Genomic DNA, 24,363 nt, shown 5'->3' with positions numbered 1-24,363 from the left:
ATCATATTTGTGAAGGCTCAAGGGAGCACCGCGCCATGAACACACATCGCATTCTCGCTGTCGGCGCGCTCGCCGTCCTGCTGGCTTCCTGCCAGTCCGCCTCCTACAGCCCGCGCCCGATCCCGGCGGCGCAGCCGCAAGGCATCGACGGCCAGTGGACGGATCCCAACGGCATCATCTCGAGCTTCAACGGCGGCCGTTTCGAAACCCGCACGACCGACACGAACTCGCTGCTGGCCGAAGGCTCCTACCGGTACGTCTCCGATCAGATGGTGGAGATCGACCTGACCTCGCTGCTGCGCCAGACGACATCGCGGGTCAATTGCGCGCTGGCCACTCCGTCGCAGCTCAACTGCACCTCTTCGACCGGCTCGCAATTCACCCTGGTGCGCCGCATCTAGGCCAGAGGCGGGGCGCAGGCGATGACCAGCCATTTCGATGATCGGGAAACGCGGGCGCCCGAGTTCCGCGAAAGCGAGACATTCGACGCCCTCCGGGCCCTGCTGGAACGGAGCCTCAAGCGGCTTCCGGCGCTCGATTCCTGGCTCGGCCATCCCGATCCCGCAAGCCTCACGGGCCGCGCCGCGCTGGCGGCACTTCCGGTGCTGCGCAAGCCCGACCTGATGGAGATGCAGGCCGGGAACCCGCCCTTCGGCGGCCTGGCCGACCCCGAAGCCCTGAGGGGCAACCGGGTGTTCCTGTCGCCGGGTCCGGTCTGGGAGCCGCAGGGGCTCGGCGCCGATCCCTGGTCGGCGGCGCGCGCACTGTTTGCCGCGGGCTTTCGCGCCGGCGACATCATCCACAATTCGCTCGCCTATCACATGACGCCGGGCGGCTTCATCCTGGACGAGGGCGCGCGCGCGCTCGGGTGCCTCGTCTTCCCCGCCGGCGCCGGCAACACCGAAGCCCAGGTCGACGCGGCGGCCCGCCTCAAGCCGACGGGCTACACCGGCACGCCGGATTACCTCAAGATCATTCTCGAAAAGGCCGATGAGCTGGGCCGCGACCTCACGTCGATCAAACGGGCGCTGGTCTCCGGCGGCGCGCTGTTTCCCTCGCTGCGCCAGGCCTATGCCGACCGGGGCGTGGCGGTGCTGCAGTGCTACGCCACCGCCGATCTCGGCGTCATCGCTTATGAGAGCGCCGGCGCGGACGGGGCGCCGCATCCCGGCATGATCGTCAACGAGGACATGATCGTCGAGATCGTCCGTCCCGGCACCAACCAGCCGGTTCCCGACGGCGAGGTCGGCGAACTCGTCGTCACCACCCTCAATCCGGCCTATCCGCTGGTCCGCTTCGGGACCGGCGACCTGTCGGCGATCCTGCCCGGCGCGTCGCCCTGCGGCCGCACCGGCCCGCGGATCCAGGGCTGGATGGGCCGCGCCGACCAGCGCACCAAGGTCAAGGGCATGTTCGTCGACCCCAAGCAGGTCTCCGAGGTGCTCAAGGCCCATCCCGGCATCGCCCGCGCCCGCCTGGTCGTCAGCCGCTCGGGCGACGCCGACGTGATGAGGCTGATCGTCGAGCCGACGCCGGGCGCCGCCCTCGAACCCGCGCCGATCGAGGCGACGCTTTCGGCGGTCCTCAAGCTGCGCGGAACCGTCGAGATCGCCGCGCCCGGCAGTCTTCCCAATGACGGCAAGGTCATCGCCGACGAGCGCGACTACTCCGCCTGACATCATCATCCGAGACCCCTGGCCGCGCCGCCCCGAGCGCCGGCGATCGCGAACGGTCATTCCGCCGGCTGCGCCCTGACGCGCCCGGGGAATGCGTCATATTCGGCGCAGGAGACTCTTGGCCCTTGATGTTCGACCCCGATGATGAAAACATCGGGGCAAGACTGCCGGAAGCTCCGGGAAGCCGGATTGCAAGCGGGCAGCGGGCACCAGAACAGGGAACCATTCCATGACCACACTTCTCAAACGCGCGCTCTTGTCGACGTCGATCCTCGCACTGAGTTCGGGCGCGGCCTTCGCCGATTACACCTTGACGATTCTGCACATCAATGACTGGCACAGCCGCATTGAATCCAACAACAAGTATGAATCGACCTGTTCCGCCGAGGAAGAAGCCGAGGACAAGTGCATCGGCGGCGCGGCGCGGCTGGTGACGGCGGTCGCCGATCGCCGCCAGGCCCATGAGGGCGACAACCTGCTGCTTCTGAACGGCGGCGACAATTTCCAGGGCTCGCTGTTCTACACCACCTACAAGGGCACGGTGGAAGCCGAATTCCTCAACCTGATGAAGTTCGACGCCATGACCGTGGGCAACCACGAGTTTGACGACGGCGAGGATGCGCTGGCGCCGTTCCTGGACGTGATCAAGTTTCCGGTCCTGTCGGCCAACGTGTCGGCCAGCGCGGCCTCGAAGGTCGGCGACCGGATCAAGCCCTCGGTGGTGATCGAGGTCGGCGGCGAGAAGATCGGCATCGTCGGCGCGGTGACCAATGACACGCCGGAGATCTCCTCTCCCGGCCCGAACATCACGATCGAGGAAGACATCGCCACGATCACCGCCGAAGTCGAGAAGCTCAAGGCCGAAGGCGTCAACAAGATCATCGCGCTCACCCATGTCGGCTATCCGCGCGACAAGGAAATGATCGCCAAGATCCCCGGCGTCGACGTGGTGGTGGGAGGTCACTCCCACTCGCTGCTGTCGAACACGGACGAGAAGGCCGAAGGGCCCTATCCTACCATGATCGACAATCCGGAAGGCTATCAGGTTCCGGTCACCCAGGCCGCGTCCTACTCGAAGTATCTCGGCGAATTCACCGTGACCTTCGACGACAATGGCGTGGTCAAGGAAGCCAAGGGCGATCCGCTCTTTCTCGACGCCGCGATCAAGCCGGATGAGGCCGTGCTGGCGCGGATCAAGGAGCTTGGCGCTCCCATCGAGGAATTGAAGACCAAGAAGGTCTCCGAGAGCACGGCGGAGATCGACGGCAGCCGCGAGACCTGCCGCACCACCGAATGCGCAATGGGCAACCTCGTCGCCGACGCCATGGTCGATCGCGTCAAGGACCAGGGCGTGACCATCGCCATCCAGAACGGCGGCGGCCTGCGCGCCTCCATCGATGCGGGCGAGATCACCATGGGCGAAGTGCTCGGCGTGCTGCCGTTCCAGAACACCCTGGCGACGTTCGAGCTGAAGGGCTCCGACATCATCGCGGCGCTTGAGAACGGCGCCAGCCAGATCGAGGAAGGCGCCGGCCGGTTCGCCCAGGTCTCGGGCCTGCGCTACACCTTCGACAAGGGCGCTCCGGCCGGTTCGCGGATCGTCTCGGTGGAGGTCAAGGATGGGGACGGCTTCAAGCCGATTGATCCTGACGCCACCTATTCGGTGGCCACCAACAACTACATGCGCGGCGGCGGCGACGGCTATTCGACCTTCAAGACCGCCGGCATGAATGCCTATGATTTCGGCCCCGGCCTCGAACAGGTTGTGGCCGACTATCTGGAAAAGAACGCGCCCTACACGCCCTACACCGATGGACGCGTGATGGCCGCCGCCACTACGACAGCCCCCGAAGCCGCTCCGGCCGCGGAAACCGCCCCGGCGACCGAGGCCGCTCCGGCAACAGAGACGGCTCCTGCTGCAGAAACTGCCCCAGCGGCCGAAACGGCTCCCGCTGCGGAAACCGCTCCGGTAACCGAAACGGCACCGGCTGCAGAAACCGCTCCCGCTGCTGAAGCAACCGCCCCGGCAGCAGAGACCGCGCCGGCGGCAGAGGTGGCCCCCGCGGCGGACGCCGCGATGACAGCCAAGGAACATGTCATCGCTTCAGGCGACACGTTCTGGGATCTTGCCAAGACCTATTACGGCGACCCCACGCAGTGGAACAAGATCGCCGAAGCCAATCCCTCGGCATCCGCCAGGGGCCTGGTGATCGGGGAAACGCTCACCATCCCGGCCAACTGAGCGCTCCAGGCACATCTTCGCGGAAGGGCCCGGTTTTCCGGGCCCTTTTGCATTTGCGGAATAACGAATGCCGGTCCGACGGATGATTGATTTGTCGCGCTATGTCACTATGTTCCCCAGCAACATCGACCCCATCCTGCAAAGCACATGAAATGGACGCGACTTTGAACACCCGTGTGACCCTGAATGACGAGGCCAGCCGGGCCGTGGGCGAACTGCCGCCTGGCCATGCGCCCGTGAAGATCCAGAAAGTCGGCGTCCTCATCGTCAATCTTGGCACGCCCGACGGCACCGACTACCGCTCCATGCGGCGCTATCTCAAGGAATTCCTCACCGACAAGCGGGTGATCGAATGGCCGCGCATCCTGTGGTACCCGATCCTGTTCGGCATCGTCCTCAACACGCGGCCGAAGCGCGTCGGCAAGGCCTATGAGGAGATCTGGAACCACGATCTCGACGAGAGTTATCTCAGAACCTACACCCGCAACCAGTCCGACCAGCTCGGCGCCGCCCTGTCGGACCATCCGGCGGTCATGGTCGATTGGGCCATGCGCTACGGCCAGCCGTCGATTCCCGACCGGATGCAGGCGCTCAAGGATGCCGGCTGCGACCGCATCGTGCTGTTTCCGCTCTATCCGCAATATGCCGCGGCAACCACCGCCACCGTCAACGACAAGGCCTTCCAGGCGATGATGGGCATGCGCTGGCAGCCCGCGCTGCGCACCGTGCCGCCCTATCATGACGATCCCGTCTATATCGACGCCATCGCCCGCTCGATCGAGACTCATATCGCCGGACTGGGCTGGGAGCCGGAGATCGTGCTCACCTCGTTCCACGGCATCCCGCAGTCCTATTTCCTCAAGGGCGACCCCTATCACTGCCAGTGCATGAAGACCGCGCGGCTGGTGCGGGAGCGGCTGGGCTGGCCCAAGGAAAAGCTGATGCCGACCTTCCAGTCCCGCTTCGGCCCGGAGGAGTGGCTGCAGCCCTACACCGACAAGACCGTCGAGAAGCTCGCCCGCGACGGGGTGAAGCGCATCGCGGTGATCAATCCCGGCTTCGTCTCCGACTGCCTGGAGACGCTCGAGGAAATCGCGGGCGAGGCCGGCGAGCTGTTCCACGAGAATGGCGGCGAGCACTTCACCCATATCCCCTGCCTCAACGACAGTCCCGAGGGCATGAAGGTGCTCGAAGCCATCGTCCGGCGCGAACTGCAGGGCTGGATCTGACAGCCGGCCAGATCTCCCCGGAAGGCGCGGGGACGCCGGGCGCGGGGCCGGGCGCAAAGATATTGCCCGGTTAAGATTGCATGCTCCTTCGAGACCAATTACCTGTTGTCGGAGCGGCTTCGCGCCGCCAACCACAAGCCCGCTGCGGCATCGACCCGGAGCTTGATCGGGAGACGCGGCAGGCCGCGTGGACAAGTGTTGGATAGAGCCGCCGCCGCATCGGACCTGACGCGGCAGGCGCGCCAGGGAGGTCACGGGCATGTTGGGACTGGATATTACAGTCATCGTCGTCGTCGTCATTGCGCTGCTGATCCTCGTATCAGGCATCAAGACGGTACCGCAGGGCTATGCCTATACGGTCGAGCGCTTCGGCCGCTACACGAGGACGCTGACGCCGGGGCTCAACATCATCGTCCCCTTCGTCGACCGCATCGGCCGCAAGATCAACATCATGGAGCAGGTGCTCGACATCCCCACCCAGGAGGTCATCACCAGGGACAACGCCTCGGTCTCCGCCGATGCCGTCTCGTTCTACCAGGTGCTCAACGCCGCCGAGGCCGCCTATCAGGTGTCCAATCTCGAGCAGGCGCTGCTGAACCTGACCATGACCAACATCCGTTCCGTCATGGGGTCGATGGATCTCGACGAGCTTCTGTCCAACCGCGACGCCATCAACGACCGCCTGCTGCGCGTCGTCGACCAGGCAGCGGCCCCCTGGGGCATCAAGATCACCCGCGTTGAGATCAAGGACATCGCCCCGCCGGTGGACCTGGTCGAATCGATGGGCCGGCAGATGAAGGCCGAGCGCGAGAAGCGCGCCGAGGTGCTGGAGGCCGAGGGCTTCCGCAACGCCCAGATCCTGCGCGCCGAGGGCGCCAAGCAGTCGGCCATCCTCGAGGCCGAAGGCCGCAGGGACGCAGCCTTCCGCGACGCCGAGGCGCGCGAACGGCTGGCCGAGGCCGAAGCCAAGGCGACGCAGATGATGTCGATCGCCATCTCCGAAGGTGATCCCGCCGCGATCAACTACTTCGTCGCGCAGAAATACACCGAGGCGCTGGGCAAGATCGCGTCGGCCAACAACCAGAAGGTCATCCTCATGCCGCTCGAGGCCTCCGCGCTGATCGGCACGCTGGGGGGCATCGGCGCGATCGCCCGCGAGGTCTTCGGCAAGGATGGCGATGCGCCCTCGGCGATCCCGGTGCGCGCTCCGAGCCAAGCTGGCCGCCCGGCGCGGCCCACGACCCCCGGCTTTTCCGCCGGCACCACGGAACCTGACGCATGATCGCCTGGCTGGTCACCGAACTCGGGCCCTGGACCTGGTGGATCGTCGGCCTGGTGTTCCTGGGACTCGAGATCCTGGTGCCGGGTGTTTTCCTGCTCTGGATCGGGCTGGCGGCCATCATCGTCGGCGCCCTGTCGTTCCCGCTGTGGGGCGCGGCGATCTGGGGCTGGCAGATGCAGATGCTGGTGTTCGCGGTTCTCGCGCTGGTTCTGGCGCTCGCCGGAAGGCGCTTCTCCGGATCCAACACCAAGACGGATCAGCCCATGCTCAACCGGCGCATCGAAGGGCTGGTCGGCCGCACCGCGATGCTGGAGGATCCGATCCGGGAAGGCAGGGGTCGCATCCGGCTCGACGACACCACCTGGTTGGTAGAGGGCCCGGACATGCCTGCGGGCGCGCGGGTGCGGATTGTCATGGCCCAAGCGGGATGCCTGACGGTGGAGCCCGCCGCCTGAGCGGCAGGGCCGCGGTTCAGGCGACGCCGATCCTCAGCAGATCGTGGAAATGCACGATGCCGATCGGCATGAGGCCAGGATCGGTGACGATCAGCGCACCGATGGCGTTCTTGTTCAGGATGGCCATCGCGGTGCTGGCGAGCGCGGTGGGCGCGATGGTCTTGGGCTGGTTGGTCATGATGGCGTCGATCGGCTGATCGACCAGGTTCCGTCCGAGGTTCCGCGCCACGTCGCCATCGGTGACGATGCCGATCAGGCGCCCGTCCGGCCCGGTCACCCCGACACAGCCGAATTTCCGCTGCGACAGCGTCATGATCGCGTCCTGCGCCGGCGTGCCGGACGGCACCAGCGGCACAGAATCGCCGGTGTGCATCACGTCCGCGACATGCGCCAGATTGGCGCCGAGCTGGCCACCGGGATGGAAGGTGTGGAAATCTCCGGCGGTGAAGCCCTTTGCCTCGAGCAGCGCCACGGCCAGCGCGTCGCCGAGCGCAAGCTGCATCAGCGTCGAGGTGGTCGGCGCCAGCCCATGCGGACAGGCCTCCTGCTCGCGCGGCAGCAGCAGGACGATGTCGGCCTCCCGCGCCAGCGCCGAATGCGCGCCCGCGGTGAAGGCGATGAGCGGGATCTGGAACCGGCGCGAATAGGCGACGATGCCCTTGAGCTCGGCGCTTTCGCCCGACCAGGACAGCACGATGATCGCGTCGTCATGGGCGATCATGCCGAGATCGCCATGATTGGCTTCCGCCGGATGGACGAAATGCGACGGCGTGCCGGTCGAGGCCAGCGTCGCGGCGATCTTGGCGCCGATATGGCCGCTCTTGCCCACGCCGGTGACGATCACCCGGCCCGAGATGCCGCCCAGCGCCTCGACCGCACGGATGAAGGGCTCCGCAAGACCATTGTCGAGGGCGGCGGCCAGCGCATCGAGACCGTTCTTCTCCGTGAGGATCGTCCGCCGCGCGGACAGCGTGATCTCGTGGGCTGGGTAATCGGGCAGGATCTTCTTCATGGCGCCGGAATATCGCTTTGCCGCCTCCGTGTCCATCAACCAGACAAGCCTGCGGCAAAAGGCAGGATCGAAACCTTGCGTTAACCACATGTGTTTACGGTTTGACAAGATTTCGATGGCTCCGGATCCGACAAACGCATGCGCAAGCGAGACACGACGGCACTGACACACACGGCGGCCCGACGCCCGCGCTTGCGCGCCTACGCTTCGGCGGTCTGCCTGATCGCGCTGATGTCGGCGGCGCAGGCGCAATCGGTTTCCGGCGCCGATGCCGCCGACGAGACCTACGGGCTGCGCGGCACGACTACGGCTGCCCCGTCGGCGCAATCGAGCGCTGCCGCCACCCTGTACGGAGCCCTGCCCGCGCGCCCCGATACCGGAACTGCGGCCGCCAGGGGCGCGGTCGCGGCCAGCCCCAGCCAGCCGGTACAGCCCGTCGCGGCTCCCGTGGAAGCCGTTGCGGCAGACCAAACCGGCGCCGTTGGCCCCGTCTCGGATCTGAGCCAGGCCGACCGGGACTACGCCGCAAGCCTTGAGCGCCAGAACGAGCGCATCGCCACGGTCGACGGTCTGCCCCTCAATCCGCCCGCAGATGACGCCACCGTGCCGGGCTTCATGCTGGGGACGCTGACCCTGCGGCCAACGCTTTCCGAGCGGCTCGTGCACGAATCGACCAGCTATGGCGGGTCGAAGACCAGCAGGATCTACAGCGAGACCACCGCATCCGGGGTGCTCGAATCCAACTGGTCGCGCCACCAGCTCCGGGTCGAAGGCTCCGGCACGTTCCAGAAGAACATCTCGGGCACGGGCGCCGAGGAGCCGCGCGCCAATCTGGATGCCCGGCTCAACCTCGATCTCGTCAACGACGTGACCGGGATCCTTGGCGCCGGATACAGCTATTCCCAGGAAAGCCGCACCGACCCGAACGCCATCGCCGGGGCGACCACGCAATCGGGGATCCACGAACTGCGCGCGCTCGTAGGCGCCCAGAAGGACCTTGGGATTCTACGCGGCACGACTACGCTCGAAGTGACCCGCAAGATCTATGGCGACGCCACCTCCGCGGATGGCAGCACCATTGCGGTCAACGACCGCGACACGCTGGGGGCCGAACTCACCACGCGCATCGGCTACGCCGTGTCGCCGGCCCTGATTCCGTTCCTGGAAGCCTCGGTCGGCCGCGAGCGCTACGACCAGCGCATCGACAACACCGGCGCCGAACGCTCGTCGACGACCTATGGCGTGCGCGCCGGCTCCGAATTCGACTTCGGCGAGAAGCTAACCGGCGAGCTTGCCGCGGGCTATGTGCTGAGAAACCTGGACGACGGCAAGCTGAGCGACCTGTCGGGGCTGACGCTGGACGGCGTGGTCAACTGGTCGCCCCGGCGCGGGACCGACGTGAGGACCGCGCTCGCCACGACGCTGGAATCGGCGACGGCCGCCGGCCAGTCCGGCTCGGTCGTCTACGCCTTCAATTCCACCCTCACCCAGCAGATCCACAGTTCGGTGGTGGCGCGGTTGGGCGCTGCCGCGGGCCTGAGGGATTACGATTCGGGCAGCGGCCGCAGCAACCAGCGCAGCTACGGCGTCTCCACCGGGCTGACCTGGAGCATCAACCGCTATCTCGACCTGGAGGCGGATGCGAGCTACACCCGCACACGGGAACCCGGCGTCACCGACGAGAAGACGACCCGCGTCGGGCTCGGCCTCAGGCTCAGGAGATGACGGGCCGGGCAACCGCCCGTCCCCTCGATCCGGCCGCGTCCTCTGGGGCGCGCGAGCGCGTCAGGCGCTGGCGATCAGCTTTTTCAGACCGTCCGCCACCAGCGGCCTGATGTCCTCGCGCTCGAGCGCGAAGGCGACATTGGCGAGAATGAAGCCCTCCTTCGAGCCGCAATCATAGGTCTCGCCGGCGAAGGGATAGGCCGAGAACGGCTGGCCCGCGGCAAGCTTGAGCATGGCGTCGGTCACCTGGATTTCATTGCCGGCGCCGCGCTCCTGATTGGACAGGATGTCAAAGATCTCGGGCTGCAGGATATAGCGGCCATTGATGTAGTAATTCGAGGGTGCGGTGCCCTTCGCCGGCTTTTCCACCATTTCGGTGATGCGAAAGCCGCCGTCGAGCGCCTCGCCCTTGCCGACGATGCCGTATTTGTGCGCCAGCTCGGGATCGCACTCGCCCACCGCGACAATGTTGCCGCCCACCTTGTTGTAAAGCTCGACCATGCCCGACAGGCAACCGACCTTGTCGCGCATCACCATGTCCGGGAGCAGCAGCGCGAAGGGCTCGTCGCCGACGATGTCGCGCGCGCACCAGACCGCGTGGCCGAGACCGAGCGGCGCCTGCTGGCGCGTGAAACTGGTCGCGCCGGCCTTGGGCAGCATGTCTTCGAGCGATTTCAGTTCCACCGTCTTGCCGCGCTCGCGCAGCGTCGCCTCGAGTTCGACCTGAATGTCGAAATGATCCTCGATCACCCCCTTGTTGCGGCCGGTGACGAAGATGAAATGCTCGATGCCGGCCTCCATGGCCTCCTCGACGACATATTGCACCACCGGCTTGTCGACCACGGTCAGCATCTCTTTCGGCACCGCCTTGGTGGCGGGCAGAAAGCGGGTGCCAAGACCTGCGACCGGCAGGACGGCTTTTCTGATTTTGCGCGTCAATGTCATGTCTTTTCCTCATTTCTCATAAATGATCTTATCCGGTACATCCCGGCCGCGGCCACCGGCAATAGACGGCATCTCTTAGGAATTGGCAAAAGGAAGCGCCGACGCGGCAAATATGGTAAACGTTTTGTTGACGGCTGAGAGCTAAGATCATTGATCAGTCACCCGATACAGCCTCAAAAACAGGATGCTTGGAACATGATCCGAACACCCAGAAACCTTGTCCGCGCCGCCGGCCTCTGCCTCTTTGCCACACTGTCGGCCCCTCTCTCCGCCCATGCCGATGCGGGGTTTCAGAAGTGGGTCTCCGGCTTTTACGGCACCGCCGCCAAGTCCGGAATCACGCGCTCCACCTATGAAAAGGCGTTCAGCGGCGTGACCGCGCCGGACTCGATCGTGCTCGAGAAGGCGCGCTATCAACCGGAATTCACCACCAAGGTTTGGGACTATCTGGATTCCCGTGTCAACCCCTACACCATCGCCAAGGGCCGCGAGATGGCCTCCCGGCACGCACGGACGCTGTCCGCCATCGAAAGCCATTTCGGCGTGGATGCCAGCGTGCTTCTGGCCATCTGGTCGATGGAATCCAACTATGGCGAGATCCTCACCAAGACCGATCGCCTGCACTACGTGCCGCAGGCGCTGGCGACGCTGGCCTATGCGGACAAGAAGCGCGCGAAATTCGCCCGCCAGCAACTGGTCGCCGCCTTGAAGATCCTGCAGTCGGGCGACATCTCGACGCGGGAGATGACCGGCTCCTGGGCCGGCGCCATGGGCCATACCCAGTTCATTCCCACGAGCTACCTGGCCTACGCCATCGACGCGGACGGCAACGGCCACCGCGATATCTGGAACTCGATTCCCGACGCGCTGGCGACGGCGGCGAACCTTCTCAAGAAGAACGGCTGGAAAACCGGGGAAACCTGGGGCTACGAGGTCGCCGCCCCGCGCGGCGGCGCCAAGTACGACGGCCAGACCAAGACGCTGTCGCAATGGTCCGCGCTCGGATTCGGCCGGACCGGCGGCAGGGCCTTTCCCGACGGAGGCCGGCGCGCGGAGCTGAAGATGCCCGGCGGCGCCGGCGGACCCGCCTTCCTGATGACCAAGAATTTCTTCGTCATCAAGCGCTACAACGCGTCCGATTCCTACGCCCTCGGCGTGGGTGTGCTGGCGGACGAAATCGCCGGATATGGCGGCGTCGACCAGCGCTGGCCGCGCCCCGAAGGCACACTCGACGTCAAGGAAAAGTTCGAACTGCAGACCCGTCTCAAGCAGTTGGGCTATTATGACGGAGACATCGACGGCAACTTCGGATCGGGCTCAAAGGCCGCGATCGCGGCCTTCCAGTCGCGGATTGGCTTGACCGGCGAACCGATTCCGTCGCAGAAGGTACTGGACGCGATCCGCCGTTATTGAGCCTGTGCCAGACGACGGATGGCGGCTGGCCGGCATCCGAACCGGCCGCCATCCGAAATGGAGATCGCTCCCCCGTGCCAGATCGCTTTCCAGTGATTCGTCTTCTCGCCGTCGTGCTGATCGCCCTGGTCGCCGGCCTGGCGGTCCTGCAGGCGGCGCAGCCCGCCGCGGCCCAGGAGCGCGTCGAGCGCAAGTCGATCCTGCAGCTTCTGTTTGGCGGCGGCAGCGGCGGGGAGACCCGAAGCCCGAAGCCGGAAAGCCCGACCACCCGCACCAGCCGGGTGAAGAAGCCGGTTGCCAGCGCCCCGGCCGCGCCCGCGCCGGAGCCCGCCGTCGAGAAGCTCGAGAACGCCCGGAAGATCCTGGTGCTCGGCGACTTCCTGGCAAACGGCGCAGCCGACGGCCTGACCGAGGCCTTCGCCGAGGCGCCGGGTGTGGTGGTGGTCGACCGCACCAACGGATCCTCCGGCCTGGTGCGCGACGATTACTACAACTGGCTCGAACAGGCCCCGGCGATCGTTGAGGAGGTGCAGCCCTCCATCATCGTGGTGCAGATCGGCTCGAACGACCGGCAGCAGCTCATGGTCAACGGCGTGCGCGAACCGGTGCGCTCCGTCAACTGGATGGCCGAGTACGAGCGCCGCAGCCAGAGGCTGATCGATATCCTGCGCGCCCGCAAGACGCCGCTGCTGTGGGTCGGATTGCCCGCTTTCAAATCCCCGGCGATGACCACCGACATGGTCGCGCTCAACGGCGTGCACCGCAAGCTTGTCGAGAAGGCCGGCGGCGAGTTCATCGACATCTGGGACGGCTTTGTCGATGCCGAGGGCAAGTTCATCTTCACCGGTTCGGACATCAATGGCCAGCAGGTGCGGCTGCGCGGCTCGGACGGCATCAACCTGACCGGCGCCGGACGCCGGAAGGTGGCCTTCTATGTCGAGAAATCCGCGCGCCGGCTGCTGGGCGACGCCGCTGCTGCCGGCGTCGCGACGATTTCCTCGCAGGATTTTCCCGAGATCTTCATGCCGCCCGCGCCCGACGACAGCCCGGCGGCGATCATGCGAACGCTGCCGGTGGCGATGACCGACCCGGACCTCGACGGCGGATCGGCGCTGCTGGGCGAAATGCCTGTCTCGGCCACGCTGGTGCGCACGCCGCGCGACATGATGGTGATCGACGGCGTGCTGCCGGAACCGCCCGAGGGCCGCGCCGACAACCACGCCTGGCCGCGCGGCAACCGCTGAGCCGACCGTGAAGGTCGATCAGCGCGGAAGGTCGGTCGCCCCCATCAGACTCAGATCGATGTCCCGGGCCGCCTGTCGGCCTTCGCGGATCGCCCAGACCACCAGGCTCTGACCGCGCCGCACATCGCCCGCCGCCCACAGCTTGTCGACCGATGTCCTGTAATCGTCCTCGTTGGCGGCGATGTTGGTCGAGCCGCGACGATCGACATTGATCGACAGCTTCTCGCCAAGCTCGCTGACGACGCCGGTGTCGAGCACGCCGCGGAAGCCGATGGCGACGAACACCAGGTCGGCCTTGATGACGAATTCCGATCCGGCGATGGGCTTGCGCTTTTCATCCACCTGGCAGCATTTGACGCCGGCGAGAATGCCGTTCTCGCCGACCAGTTCGAGCGTCCCCACTTGGAACTCGCGGATGGCGCCCTCGGCCTGCGAGGACGAGGTCCGCATCTTCGTCGCCCAGTAGGGCCAGACGGCGAGCTTGTCTTCCTTCTCCGGCGGCTGCGGCCGGATGTCGAGCTGGGTCACCTTGACCGCGCCCTGGCGGAAAGCGGTGCCGACGCAGTCGGACGCCGTGTCGCCGCCGCCGATCACCACCACATGCTTGCCGCCGGCAAGCACCGGCGAGGACGGCCAGCCGACATTGTCGATGTTTTCGCGCGCCACGCGCTTGTTCTGCTGGACCAGATAGGGCATCGCGTCATGCACGCCGATCAGGTCGGCGCCGGGAATGCCAACGTCGCGCGGCTTCTCCGAGCCGCCGGTGTAGAGCACCGCATCATACGTGCCGAGCATCTCCTCGACGCTCTTGTCGACGCCGACATTGACGTTGCAGAAGAACGTCACGCCCTCGCCCTGCATCTGCTCGACGCGGCGGTCGATGAAGTGCTTTTCCATCTTGAAGTCGGGGATGCCATAGCGCAGCAGGCCGCCGGGGCGACTTTCGCGCTCGTAGACATGAACCTCGTGCCCTGCGCGGCCAAGCTGCTGCGCCGCAGCCATGCCGGCCGGGCCGGAGCCGATGATGGCGACTTTCTTGCCGGTCTTGGTGGTCACCGCCTGCGGCACGACGAAGCCGAGCTCATAGGCCTTGTCGGCGATCGCCTGCTCCACGGTCTTGATCGCCACCGGCGCATCCTCGAGGTTGAGCGTGCAGGCTTCCTCGCACGGCGCGGGGCAGATCCGGCCGGTGAACTCGGGGAAGTTGTTGGTCGAATGCAGGTTGCGGATCGCCTCTTCCCAATTGTCGTTGTAGACCAGATCGTTCCAGTCGGGGATCTGGTTGTGCACCGGGCATCCGGTGGGGCCATGGCAATAGGGAATGCCGCAATCCATGCAGCGGGCCGCCTGCTTCTGGACTTCCTGGTCGCTCATCCTCAGGGTGAACTCCCCGAAATGGCGAATGCGGTCGGACGCCGGCTGATATTTCGCCGTCTGCCGGTCGATTTCGAGAAAACCCGTTACCTTGCCCATTTATCTGTCCTGTTCGCTCACGGTCCGGCGCTTGACGCACTGTACCGGAATGACTGCACTAATCCGACTTGACTGCCTGGCGTCACTTGGACGACCGGTTCCGGATCACGATCCGGCCAGAACCACGGCCGTGCCGGAAGCGGAAACCATCAGCATCGAGGAGTTGCTGCCGGCGGAGATGTTTTCGTAATCCAGATCGATGCCGATCACGGCATTCGCGCCGATCCGCCTGGCCTCGTCCTGCATTTCCTCGAGCGCGATCTCGCGCGCCTGGCGAAGCGCCTTTTCATAGGCGCCCGACCGGCCACCGACAATGTCGCGGATGCCGGCGAAGAGGTCACGGAAGATATTGGTGCCGAGAATGGCCTCTCCCGTGACGATACCCTTGTACTCGGCGATCTGCCGGCCTTCGATGCTGTGGGTGGTGGATGTGATCATGATGCCTACTCCGCAGCCACGCCCATGCGCATCCGTTCCATCTCGATCAGCGCGCGGCGGTACTCGACCGGCATCACCTTGCGGAACTTCGGACGGAAATCGGCCCAATTGTCGAGGATCTCCTTGGCGCGCGTCGATCCGGTGAAATGCATGTGGTTGGAGATGAGCTGGAACAGCCGCTCCTCGTCATGCCGCGTCATGTCGCCCGACACGTCGACCCGGCCCTTGTGGGCAAGGTCGCCGCCGTGATGGTGCAGCTTCTCGAGGATGTCGTCCTCCTCGGGAACCGGCTCCAGCTCCACCATCGCCATGTTGCAGCGGCTGGCGAAGTCGCCGGCCTCGTCGAGCACATACGCCACGCCGCCGGACATGCCGGCCGCGAAGTTGCGCCCGGTCTCGCCGATGACGACGACAAGCCCGCCGGTCATGTATTCGCAGCCATGGTCACCCACGCCCTCGACCACGGCGATGGCGCCCGAGTTGCGCACCGCGAAGCGCTCGCCGGCGACGCCGCGGAAGTAACACTCGCCCTCGATGGCGCCGTAGAGCACGGTGTTGCCGACGATGATCGAGCGTTCGGCGACGATCGACGAATTCTCCGGCGGCCGGACGATGATGCATCCGCCCGACAGGCCCTTGCCGACATAGTCGTTGGCGTCGCCCGACAGCGTGAAGGTGACGCCATGGGCGAGGAACGCGCCGAACGACTGGCCGGCGGTGCCGCTCAGCCGGACCGAGATCGTGTCCTCGGGAAGTCCCTTGTGGCCGAAGCGCTTGGCGACTTCGCCCGACAGCATGGCGCCGGCGGAGCGGTCGACATTGCGGATCTTGACGTCGAACTCGACCGGTTCCTTGCGCTCGAGCGCAGCCATCGATTTTTCGATCAGCTTACGGTCGAGGACATCGGCGATCGGGTGGTTCTGCCGCTCGGTCCAGTAGGTCTTCTGCTTGGGGGCATCTGGCTTGTGGAAGATCCGGCTGAAGTCCAGCCCCTTGGCCTTCCAGTGCTCGATCATGCCGTCCTTGGAGAGCAGCTCCGACTGGCCGATAATGTCGTCGAACCTGCGGTAGCCCATGGCGGCGAGCCACTCGCGGACCTCTTCGGCCACGAAGAAGAAATAGTTGATGACATGCTCGGGCGTGCCCTTGAAGCGCTTGCGCAACACCGGATCCTGCGTCGCCACGCCCACCGGGCAGGTGTTGAGATGGCACTTGCGCATCATGATGCAGCCTGCGGCGATCAGCGGCGCGGTTGAGAAGCCGAATTCGTCGGCGCCCAGCAGCGCGCCGACGATCACGTCGCGGCCGGTCTTGAGCCCGCCATCGACCTGCAGCGCGATGCGCGAGCGCAAGCCATTGAGCACCAGCGTCTGGTGGGTCTCGGCCAGGCCGATTTCCCAGGGGCTGCCGGCATGCTTGAGCGAGGTCAGCGGCGAGGCGCCGGTGCCGCCGTCATAGCCGGAAATGGTGATGTGGTCGGCGCGCGCCTTGGCGACGCCGGCGGCCACCGTGCCGACGCCCACTTCGGACACCAGCTTGACCGAGATGTCGGCTTCCGGATTGACGTTCTTCAGGTCGAAGATGAGCTGCGCCAGGTCCTCGATCGAATAGATGTCGTGGTGCGGCGGCGGCGAGATCAGGCCCACGCCCGGGGTCGAATGCCGGGTCTTGGCGATCGTCGCGTCGACCTTGTGGCCGGGAAGCTGGCCGCCCTCGCCGGGCTTGGCGCCCTGGGCAACCTTGATCTGGATCATGTCGGCGTTGACCAGGAATTCCGTGGTCACGCCGAAACGTCCCGAGGCCACCTGCTTGATGGCGGAGCGTTCCGGGTTGCGGCCGCCGCCATAGAGCGGCAGGTAGCGGTCGGGCTCCTCGCCGCCCTCGCCGGTGTTCGACTTGCCGCCGATCCGGTTCATGGCGATGGCGAGCGTGGTGTGCGCCTCGCGGCTGATCGAGCCGAACGACATGGCGCCGGTCGAGAACCGCTTGACGATATCGGCCGCGGATTCGACCTCGTCGAGCGGCACCGGCTGGCGTCCGGCGGCCTCGGCGGTGCGGATCTCGAACAGGCCGCGAATGGCGTTCATCCTCAGCGTCGAGCGGTTCACCATGTCGGCGAATTCGCGGTAGCGATCCTTGGCGTTGCCGCGCACGGCATGCTGCAGCGAGGCCACCGCATCGGGCGTCCAGGCGTGTTCCTCGCCGCGCATCCGGTAGGCGTATTCCCCGCCCACTTCCAGCGTCGTGGCCAGGACGGGGTCATTGGAGAAGGCGAGCCGGTGGCGCTCGGCGGTCTCGGTGGCGACTTCCGCCAGGCCCACGCCCTCGATCGTCGTCGCGGTGCCGGTGAAATAGGTGTCGACGAAGTCGCTCGACAGGCCGATGGCGTCGAAGATCTGCGCGCCGCAATAGGACTGGTAGGTGGAAATGCCCATCTTGGACATGACCTTGAGAATGCCCTTGCCGATCGCCTTGGTGTAGCGCGACACGATCTCGTACTGGTCGACTTCCGGCGGGAACTCGCCGCGCTTGTGCATGTCGAGCAGCGTGTCGAAGGCGAGATAGGGGTTGATGGCTTCCGCGCCGTAGCCGGCGAGGCAGCAGAAATGATGCACTTCGCGCGGCTCGCCCGATTCGACCACGAGGCCGACCGAGGTGCGCAGGCCCTTGCGGATCAGGTGATGGTGCACGGCGGCCGTCGCCAGAAGCGCCGGGATCGCGATCCGGTCGGCGCCGACCTGGCGGTCGGACAGGATGATGATGTTATAGCCGCCGGTCACGGCTTCCTCGGCCCGGTCGCACAGCCGCTCGAGCGCGGCCTTCATGCCGTCCGAGCCCTTTTCGCTGGCATAGGTGAAGTCCAGCGTCTTGGTGTCGAAGCGGTCCTCGGTATGGCCGATGGACCGGATCTTCTCGAGATCGCCATTGGTCAGGATCGGCTGGCGGACTTCCAGCCGCTTCTTCTTGGCCGCCCCCTTGTGATCGAGCAGGTTCGGCCGCGGGCCGATGAAGGACACCAGGCTCATCACCAGCTCTTCCCGGATCGGGTCGATCGGCGGATTGGTCACCTGCGCGAAATTCTGCTTGAAATAGGTGTAGAGCAGCTTCGACTTGCGCGACATCGCCGAAATCGGCGTGTCGGTGCCCATCGATCCCACGGCTTCCTGGCCGGTGGTCGCCATCGGCGCCATCAGGATCTTCGTGTCTTCCTGGGTGTAGCCGAAGGCCTGCTGGCGATCGAGCAGCGACACATCCTTGCGCAGCGCGCGCGGCTCGACCGGCTTCAGATCCTCGAGGATCAACTGGGTGCGCTCGAGCCATTCCTTGTAGGGATGCTTGTCCGCCAGGCTCGACTTGACCTCCTCGTCGGAGATGATCCGGCCCTCTTCCATGTCGATCAGCAGCATCTTGCCGGGCTGCAGCCGCCACTTCTTGACGATGGTCCCCTCATCGACCGGCAGCACACCCGCTTCCGACGCCATGATCACCCGGTCGTCATTGGTCACGATATAGCGCGCGGGCCTGAGGCCGTTGCGGTCGAGCGTGGCGCCGATCTGGCGGCCGTCGGTGAAGGCCACGGCGGCAGGGCCGTCCCACGGCTCCATCAGCGCGGCATGATATTCGTAGAACGCCTTGCGGTCGGCGCTCATCAGCGCGTTGCCGGCCCAGGCTTCCGGGATCAGCATCATCACCGCATGCGCCATCGAATAGCCGCCGCGGATCAGGAATTCGAGCGCGTTGTCGAAACAGGCGGTGTCGGACTGCCCCTCGTAGGAGATCGGCCACAGCTTGGAAATGTCGCTCCCGAACAGCGGCGAGGAGACCGAGGCCTGGCGCGCCGCCATCCAGTTGACGTTGCCGCGCAGCGTGTTGATCTCGCCGTTGTGCGCCACCATGCGGTAGGGATGGGCGAGCTTCCAGGACGGGAAGGTGTTGGTCGAAAACCGCTGGTGGACCAGCGCCACGGCGGTTTCGAACCGCGGGTCGCTCAAGTCCTTGTAATAGGCGCCGACCTGGTAGGCCAGGAACATGCCCTTGTAGACGATGGTCTGCGTCGACAGCGACACGAAATAGAAGCCGTTGTCGCGGCCATCGGTCTCGTCATAGACGCGGTTGGAGATGACCTTCCTGAGCACGAAAAGCTGCCGCTCGAACGCGACCTGATCCTCGACGCCGTCGCCGCGGCCGATGAACACCTGCACATGGCGGGGCTCGGTGGCGGCGATTTCCGGCGCCTTGGACAGCGATGCATTGTCGACCGGCACATCCCGAAACCCGAGCAGCCTCTGGCCCTCGGCGGCCACGACCTCGGCGATGATGTTCTTGAGATGCGTGCACAGCGCGTCGTTCTGCGGCATGAACACGAAGCCCACGGCATAGTCGCCCGGCTCGGGCAGGGTCACGCCCTGCGCCGCCATCTCCTCGCGAAACAGCCGGTCGGGAATCTGCGCCAGAAGCCCGGCGCCGTCGCCCATCAGCGGGTCCGCGCCCACCGCGCCGCGGTGGGGGAGGTTTTCGAGCATGAACAGGCCGTCGCGCACGATCTGGTGCGACTTCTGGCCCTTGAGATGGGCGACGAAGCCGACGCCGCAGGCATCATGCTCGTTGCGCGGATCGTAAAGACCCTGTTTCGACGGCATTCCAGAGGTCTGGCCAAAGGCTTGCAGGGCGGCCGGCTTGGTCTCGGCGTTTGCCGGGCCAGCGAGTGCGTCCGTCCGAGATGGTGCATGATCTGCCATCTTCATTCCTCCTTCGTGACCGCCGCGGCGGGTGATCCCGGCCTGCCGTCCGCCACCGCCCGTGCGGCGACGCTTTCGTTCCGGATGCATCTGTTCGTCTGGCCTCGTGCGGCGTGTGGTCCGCACCTTTGATTAAGGGCGCGCGGCGCACTTTTCTACCATGAAGGGGCAAGACGGTCACCTTGTTCGGGTGGAAAGCGCGATCGCCGAGTGCAGCCCAATGCCCCTTGCGCCTGCCAGGACCTTGGCCAGACGGCCCGGGCGGACACAAATAGGACAGCAAGGCTGTCCTATTTCCAGTGTTCTATGACAGAATGCACCCGCTTGCGCAAGAGACCCGGCCCAAAAAACCTGGGCCCGGCGACCGTAAATGATCGACGGGATGCCGATCGCACAAGATTATTGCGCAACCGCGTCAGTTTCCGGCGTTTTGCTGTTTCAGCGCCGGAAATGGGCGGATCGCAAGGGCTGCGCATCAGGCTGCGCGCGCGGGCGGAAATTGTCCGTGCGATTCTCCCCAACGCTTTGAAAGCGGGTCAAATCATGCGATAGCCGGACGGCCATCAGCTTGGGAGCCTTGCACGCATGATCTTCACGTCAGACAATTGGGCCGGCGCCCATCCGGCGATCGCCGCCTCGCTCTCGGCCCATTCGACCGGCTTTGCCGCCGCCTATGGCACGAGCGATCTCGACCGCAAGGTCGAGGCCAGCTTCAACGAGATTTTCGGCCGCGAGGTCGCGGTGTTCTTCGTCGGCACCGGCACGGCCGCCAACTCGCTGGCGCTGTCCGCGGTCAGCAAGCCGGGCGGCGTCTCCTTCTGCCACCGCGAAGCCCATGTCATCGCCGACGAATGCGGCGCGCCCGAATTCTTCAGCCAGGGTTCGCGGCTGGTCCCGGTGGATGGCGCCGAAGGGAAGATGGACCCGGCGCTTCTGGAAGCCGAAATCGCCCGTTTTCCCAAGGGCTTTGTCCACGGCGGCCAGCCGGTGGCAATCACGCTGACCCAGGCGACCGAGGCCGGCACCGTCTACACCGCCGATGAAATCCGGGCGATCTCGAAGATCGCCAGGGCGCACGGCCTGCCGCTGCACATGGATGGCGCGCGCTTCGCCAATGGGCTGGTCGCGCTCAACCTCACGCCCGCGCAGATGACCGTGGATCTGGGCGTCGACATCGTCTCCTTCGGCGGCACCAAGAACGGCTGCTGGTGCGCCGAGGCGCTGGTGTTCCTCGACCCCGGAATGGCCACCCAGGTCCCCTTCATCCGCAAGCGCGCGGCGCAGCTCTTCTCCAAGAGCCGCTTCATCGCCGCCCAGTTCGACGCCTATTTCGAAGGCGGCCTCTGGCTCGATGTCGCCCGCCACGCCAACGCCATGGCGGCGCGGCTGCAGGCGGGCATCGAAGCCTCCACCCGGACGCGGCTGGCCTGGCGAAGCCCCGCCAACGAGATCTTCCCGATCGTGCCCAAGGACCTTGCCAGCGACATGGCCGCCAAGGGCGCGATGTTCTACGAATGGTCCCCGCCGCGCTCGGCCAGGCACCTCGTGGGCGAAGGGGAAACCATGCTGCGGCTCGTCACCAGCTTCGCCACGACCGAAGATCAAGTCGACCGGTTCGTCGACCTGCTCGGCTGACGCGCACCCCGCGCGCCACCCCCGGGGGCGGCGCGCTGCAACGCACCAACAACAGCTATCACACCGCTCTCACACGCAAGTGAAGCCCGATAACGCGCGCTTGATTTCCAAGTGATGCGGGAATTCTCCAAGGTTGTTCTGCCGGGACGAAAAGACCCGGAAAATAGTTTCAAGAACACCTCCAAGGAGAACAGCATGTCCCAGAAGACACTCATCGGCGCTTCGGCTCTCGCTGGCGCGGTTGCCATGGCCATTTCCGGCGCGACCTTCCTCGCCTCGACCGACAGCGCCACCGCGGCCACGGAAAAATGCTACGGCGTCGCCATGGCCGGCAAGAATGACTGCGCCGCCGGTCCCGGCACCACATGCGCGGGTACGTCCAAGGTCGACTTCCAGGGCAACGCCTGGAAGAGCGTCGAAGCCGGCACCTGCACCACCATGAGCCTCGAAGGCGGCCGCATGGGTTCGCTCGAGCCGCTTGACCGCGATCTTCCGGCCTGACCCGAGAAACGCCTGAGAAACGGAGTCCCGACATGATGCGATCCGCCCCTGACCCGCAGACAGGTGGGACCGCCCGTTTTCCGTCCCTCCCGCTCCCGCCACGCGCGGGGGCGGGACTGAAGCCCGAGCATGTCGACCAGATCCTCGCCGACACGCAGAGGATCGGCTTTCTCGAGGTTCATGCCGAGAACTACATGGGCGACGGCGGCGCGCCGCATCGCGCGCTGACCGCCATTCGCCGCGAATTTCCCCTTTCGGTGCACGGCGTGGGCCTGTCGATCGGCTCGGAGAGCGGCATTGACCACGCCCATCTCGAGCGCCTGGCCAGGGTCGTCGAACGCTACGAGCCGGCGATGGTGTCGGAACACCTTGCCTGGTCGAGCCACGACGCCGGCTATTTCAACGATCTCCTGCCGGTGCCCTACAATGCGGAGACGCTCGCCCGCGTGGTCGCCCATGTCGGCCGGATCCAGGACCGGCTCAAGCGCCATATCCTCATCGAAAACCCCTCGACCTACGTGGCCTTCGAAGAGACCACCATGAGCGAGGCCGATTTCATCCGCGAGATCGCCACCCGCTCCGGATGCGGCCTGCTGCTCGACGTCAACAATGTCTTCGTCTCCGCCACCAATCACGGCTGGAAGCCCTTGCAGTATCTCAGGCGCTTTCCCCTCGAACTGGTCGAGGAAATCCATCTCGCCGGCCACGCCGAGGACACCGACGACGAGGGCGATGTTTTGCTGATCGATGCCCATGACCGCCCGGTCGCAGATGCGGTGTGGAAACTCTATGAAATCGTCATCAGCCAGACCGGCGCCCTGCCGACGCTGATCGAATGGGACAATGACGTGCCCGACTGGCCGGTGCTGCGCCGGGAGGCCCGCCTCGCCGACGCCATTCTCGACCGCCTCGGCCCCGCTTCGCTGCTCGGCTCCCGCCATGCCGCCGAGTGAGCCCGCGCGCCGGTCGGCGCAGTCCGAATTCAGCGCGGCGCTGATCAATCCGGACCTGCCGCCGCCCGTGGGCGTGTCCGGCCCCCGCGGCAAGGGCGCGCGGAAACGCTTCGCGGTCTACCGCAACACGGTGACGGTGACCCGGATCGACGCGCTCGCGGATATTTTCCCGGCAGTCCAGCGGCTGGTCGGCGCGGACTTCTTCCGCGGCATGGCGCGGATCTACCTGGCGCAGGAGCCGCCGGTCTCGGCCGTTCTGTTCGAATACGGCCAGGGCTTAGCGGCCTTTCTCGAGCGGTTCGAGCCGGTCTCGGAACTGCCGTATCTGCCCGATGTGTCCCGGCTGGAAAGGGCGTGGCTCGACGCCTTTCACGCCGCCGACGCCGACCCGCTGGCGCCTGCAGCACTGGGCGCCGTCCCGGCCGAAGACCTGGGGGATCTAACCTTCACGCCACATCCGGCGGCGCGCATGGTCCGCAGCCGGACCGCCGCCGTGTCGATCTTTTCGGCCAGCCGCGAACAGCGCCCGCTGGAGACGATCCGGCCGCTCGAGCCCGAGGACGGGCTGATCACCCGCCCCGCCCACGAGGTTCAGGTCCGGTTGCTGCCGCCCGGCGCGGCGGATTTCTTCAAGGCCCTGATGACCGGCGCCACGCTGGCGGAGGCCGCCACTCTCGCGCTCGGGCGACAGCCGGGATTCGATCTTCCCGCAGCCATTTCAGCCATGCTCGAGGCCGGGATTTTCTCGGCCTGTTCCCTGAGCCCGGCAAAGACGGAGCACCCGCAATGACATCCGCGATGACTGTTCTCACCGGGCTGCACGACCGGGTCTTCGGAGCGATCGAACGGGCCGGCGACCGCTGGCTGCTTGGCCTCACCGCCCGCTTCGCCTTTGCCGCGGTGTTGTGGATCTACTTCCTCAATTCGGCCCGGACCAAGGTGGGCGAAGGCATCAGCGGGTTCTTCTCGATAGCGCCGGGGGCCTATTACCAGATCGCGCTGCCGGCGGTCGAAGCGGCGGGCGGCGATGTCGGCGCGGTGCCGTTTCTCCCCTGGGGCCTCCTGGTCTTCCTGGGCACCTATGCGGAGTTCCTGCTGCCTCTGCTGATCGTCATCGGCCTGTTTTCGCGGCTTGCGGCGCTCGGCATGATCGGCTTCATCGCCGTACAGACCCTGGTCGACGTCACCGTGCACCAGATCGGCGCTGAGGCCATCGGCGGCCTGTTCGACCGCTTCCCCGACAGCATCATCGCCGACCAGCGGCTCTTGTGGCTGGTGCCGCTCTCGGTCGTCGTCCTCAAGGGACCGGGGCTCCTGTCGCTCGACCACCTGCTGGCAAGGCGGCGCGACCAGGCGCACACATAGAAATGGCGCCCGGTCTCCCGGGCGCCAGAAAGCCTT

Annotated in this window: 19 protein-coding genes; 14 read left to right on the top strand and 5 right to left on the bottom strand. The window is 66.0% G+C overall.

The window, feature by feature from the left end; genetic code table 11:
* Positions 1–35: 35 nt before the first annotated feature.
* The 6 genes from omp10 (at position 36) to LL06_RS09985 (ending at position 6,884) form a co-directional block, all read left to right on the top strand.
* Positions 36–401, top strand: a complete 366-nt coding sequence (omp10, locus tag LL06_RS10010; RefSeq protein WP_035525671.1) for an outer membrane lipoprotein Omp10 — start codon at positions 36–38, stop codon at positions 399–401.
* Between the two features lie 21 nt (positions 402–422).
* Positions 423–1,676, top strand: coding sequence for an AMP-binding protein (locus LL06_RS10005; RefSeq protein ID WP_035525668.1), 1,254 nt, complete (start codon positions 423–425; stop codon positions 1,674–1,676).
* 229 nt (positions 1,677–1,905) lie between these two features.
* Positions 1,906–3,918, top strand: a complete 2,013-nt coding sequence (locus tag LL06_RS10000) for a 5'-nucleotidase C-terminal domain-containing protein (protein WP_035525666.1) — start codon at positions 1,906–1,908, stop codon at positions 3,916–3,918.
* Positions 3,919–4,070: 152 nt separating this feature from the next.
* A complete protein-coding gene (gene hemH / locus LL06_RS09995; RefSeq protein WP_244447090.1) occupies positions 4,071–5,147 on the top strand; it encodes a ferrochelatase in 1,077 nt (358 codons plus the stop codon).
* 259 nt (positions 5,148–5,406) lie between these two features.
* A complete protein-coding gene (locus tag LL06_RS09990) occupies positions 5,407–6,429 on the top strand; it encodes an SPFH domain-containing protein (RefSeq protein WP_052161376.1) in 1,023 nt (340 codons plus the stop codon).
* Positions 6,426–6,884, top strand: a complete 459-nt coding sequence (locus LL06_RS09985; RefSeq protein ID WP_035525659.1) for an NfeD family protein — start codon at positions 6,426–6,428, stop codon at positions 6,882–6,884. The genes LL06_RS09990 and LL06_RS09985 overlap by 4 nt, the downstream gene beginning before the upstream one ends.
* Positions 6,885–6,900: 16 nt before the next feature.
* Here LL06_RS09985 and LL06_RS09980 read toward each other — a convergent pair whose 3' ends face one another.
* Positions 6,901–7,896 (bottom strand): KpsF/GutQ family sugar-phosphate isomerase, encoded by a 996-nt coding sequence (locus LL06_RS09980; protein WP_035525657.1) that lies wholly within the window; start codon positions 7,894–7,896, stop codon positions 6,901–6,903.
* 138 nt (positions 7,897–8,034) lie between these two features.
* On the opposite strand from LL06_RS09980, the gene LL06_RS09975 reads away from it, so the two are divergent.
* Entirely contained in the window at positions 8,035–9,621 is a 1,587-nt protein-coding gene (locus tag LL06_RS09975) for an outer membrane beta-barrel protein (RefSeq protein WP_152599557.1), read from the top strand.
* Between the two features lie 60 nt (positions 9,622–9,681).
* On the opposite strand, the gene galU is transcribed toward LL06_RS09975, so the two are convergent.
* The gene (gene galU / locus LL06_RS09970) at positions 9,682–10,566 is read right to left on the bottom strand and encodes a UTP--glucose-1-phosphate uridylyltransferase GalU (protein ID WP_035525654.1); all 885 of its coding nucleotides are present in this window, start codon (positions 10,564–10,566) and stop codon (positions 9,682–9,684) included.
* 195 nt (positions 10,567–10,761) lie between these two features.
* On the opposite strand from galU, the gene LL06_RS09965 reads away from it, so the two are divergent.
* Both LL06_RS09965 and LL06_RS09960 read left to right on the top strand, forming a co-directional pair.
* Positions 10,762–11,979, top strand: coding sequence for a lytic murein transglycosylase (locus LL06_RS09965; RefSeq protein ID WP_035525652.1), 1,218 nt, complete (start codon positions 10,762–10,764; stop codon positions 11,977–11,979).
* 92 nt (positions 11,980–12,071) lie between these two features.
* Positions 12,072–13,223 (top strand): DUF459 domain-containing protein, encoded by a 1,152-nt coding sequence (locus LL06_RS09960; protein ID WP_052161374.1) that lies wholly within the window; start codon positions 12,072–12,074, stop codon positions 13,221–13,223.
* An 18-nt stretch (positions 13,224–13,241) separates the two neighbouring features.
* Here the strand turns inward: LL06_RS09960 and LL06_RS09955 are convergent, their stop codons facing one another.
* The 3 genes from LL06_RS09955 to gltB form a co-directional block, all read right to left on the bottom strand.
* Positions 13,242–14,696, bottom strand: a complete 1,455-nt coding sequence (locus tag LL06_RS09955) for a glutamate synthase subunit beta (RefSeq protein ID WP_035525648.1) — start codon at positions 14,694–14,696, stop codon at positions 13,242–13,244.
* A gap of 105 nt (positions 14,697–14,801) precedes the next feature.
* Positions 14,802–15,134 (bottom strand): heavy metal-binding domain-containing protein, encoded by a 333-nt coding sequence (locus LL06_RS09950; RefSeq protein ID WP_035525646.1) that lies wholly within the window; start codon positions 15,132–15,134, stop codon positions 14,802–14,804.
* Positions 15,135–15,139: 5 nt separating this feature from the next.
* Positions 15,140–19,873, bottom strand: a complete 4,734-nt coding sequence (gene gltB, locus LL06_RS09945; RefSeq protein WP_035525696.1) for a glutamate synthase large subunit — start codon at positions 19,871–19,873, stop codon at positions 15,140–15,142.
* Positions 19,874–20,458: 585 nt separating this feature from the next.
* Here gltB and LL06_RS09940 point away from each other — a divergent pair.
* The 5 genes from LL06_RS09940 to LL06_RS09920 all read left to right on the top strand — a co-directional run bounded on the left by LL06_RS09940 (position 20,459) and on the right by LL06_RS09920 (position 24,327).
* The gene (locus LL06_RS09940; RefSeq protein WP_035525644.1) at positions 20,459–21,508 is read left to right on the top strand and encodes a low specificity L-threonine aldolase; all 1,050 of its coding nucleotides are present in this window, start codon (positions 20,459–20,461) and stop codon (positions 21,506–21,508) included.
* A gap of 195 nt (positions 21,509–21,703) precedes the next feature.
* Complete coding sequence (locus LL06_RS09935; protein ID WP_035525642.1) at positions 21,704–22,009, top strand: DUF2282 domain-containing protein; 306 nt, start codon at positions 21,704–21,706, stop codon at positions 22,007–22,009.
* A 32-nt stretch (positions 22,010–22,041) separates the two neighbouring features.
* Positions 22,042–22,962, top strand: coding sequence for a DUF692 domain-containing protein (locus LL06_RS09930; protein WP_173426113.1), 921 nt, complete (start codon positions 22,042–22,044; stop codon positions 22,960–22,962).
* Positions 22,949–23,752, top strand: coding sequence for a DNA-binding domain-containing protein (locus tag LL06_RS09925; protein WP_035525640.1), 804 nt, complete (start codon positions 22,949–22,951; stop codon positions 23,750–23,752). The genes LL06_RS09930 and LL06_RS09925 overlap by 14 nt, the downstream gene beginning before the upstream one ends.
* Positions 23,753–23,760: 8 nt before the next feature.
* On the top strand, positions 23,761–24,327 hold the full coding sequence (locus tag LL06_RS09920; RefSeq protein WP_035525638.1) for a DoxX family protein: 567 nt from the start codon (positions 23,761–23,763) through the stop codon (positions 24,325–24,327).
* The last annotated feature ends 36 nt before the right edge of the window (positions 24,328–24,363 follow it).

Source organism: Hoeflea sp. BAL378 (assembly GCF_000759435.1).
Taxonomy (GTDB): domain Bacteria; phylum Pseudomonadota; class Alphaproteobacteria; order Rhizobiales; family Rhizobiaceae; genus Hoeflea.
Note: the sequence above shows the minus strand (reverse complement) of the source record. Positions and strands in the feature narration are given on the sequence as shown.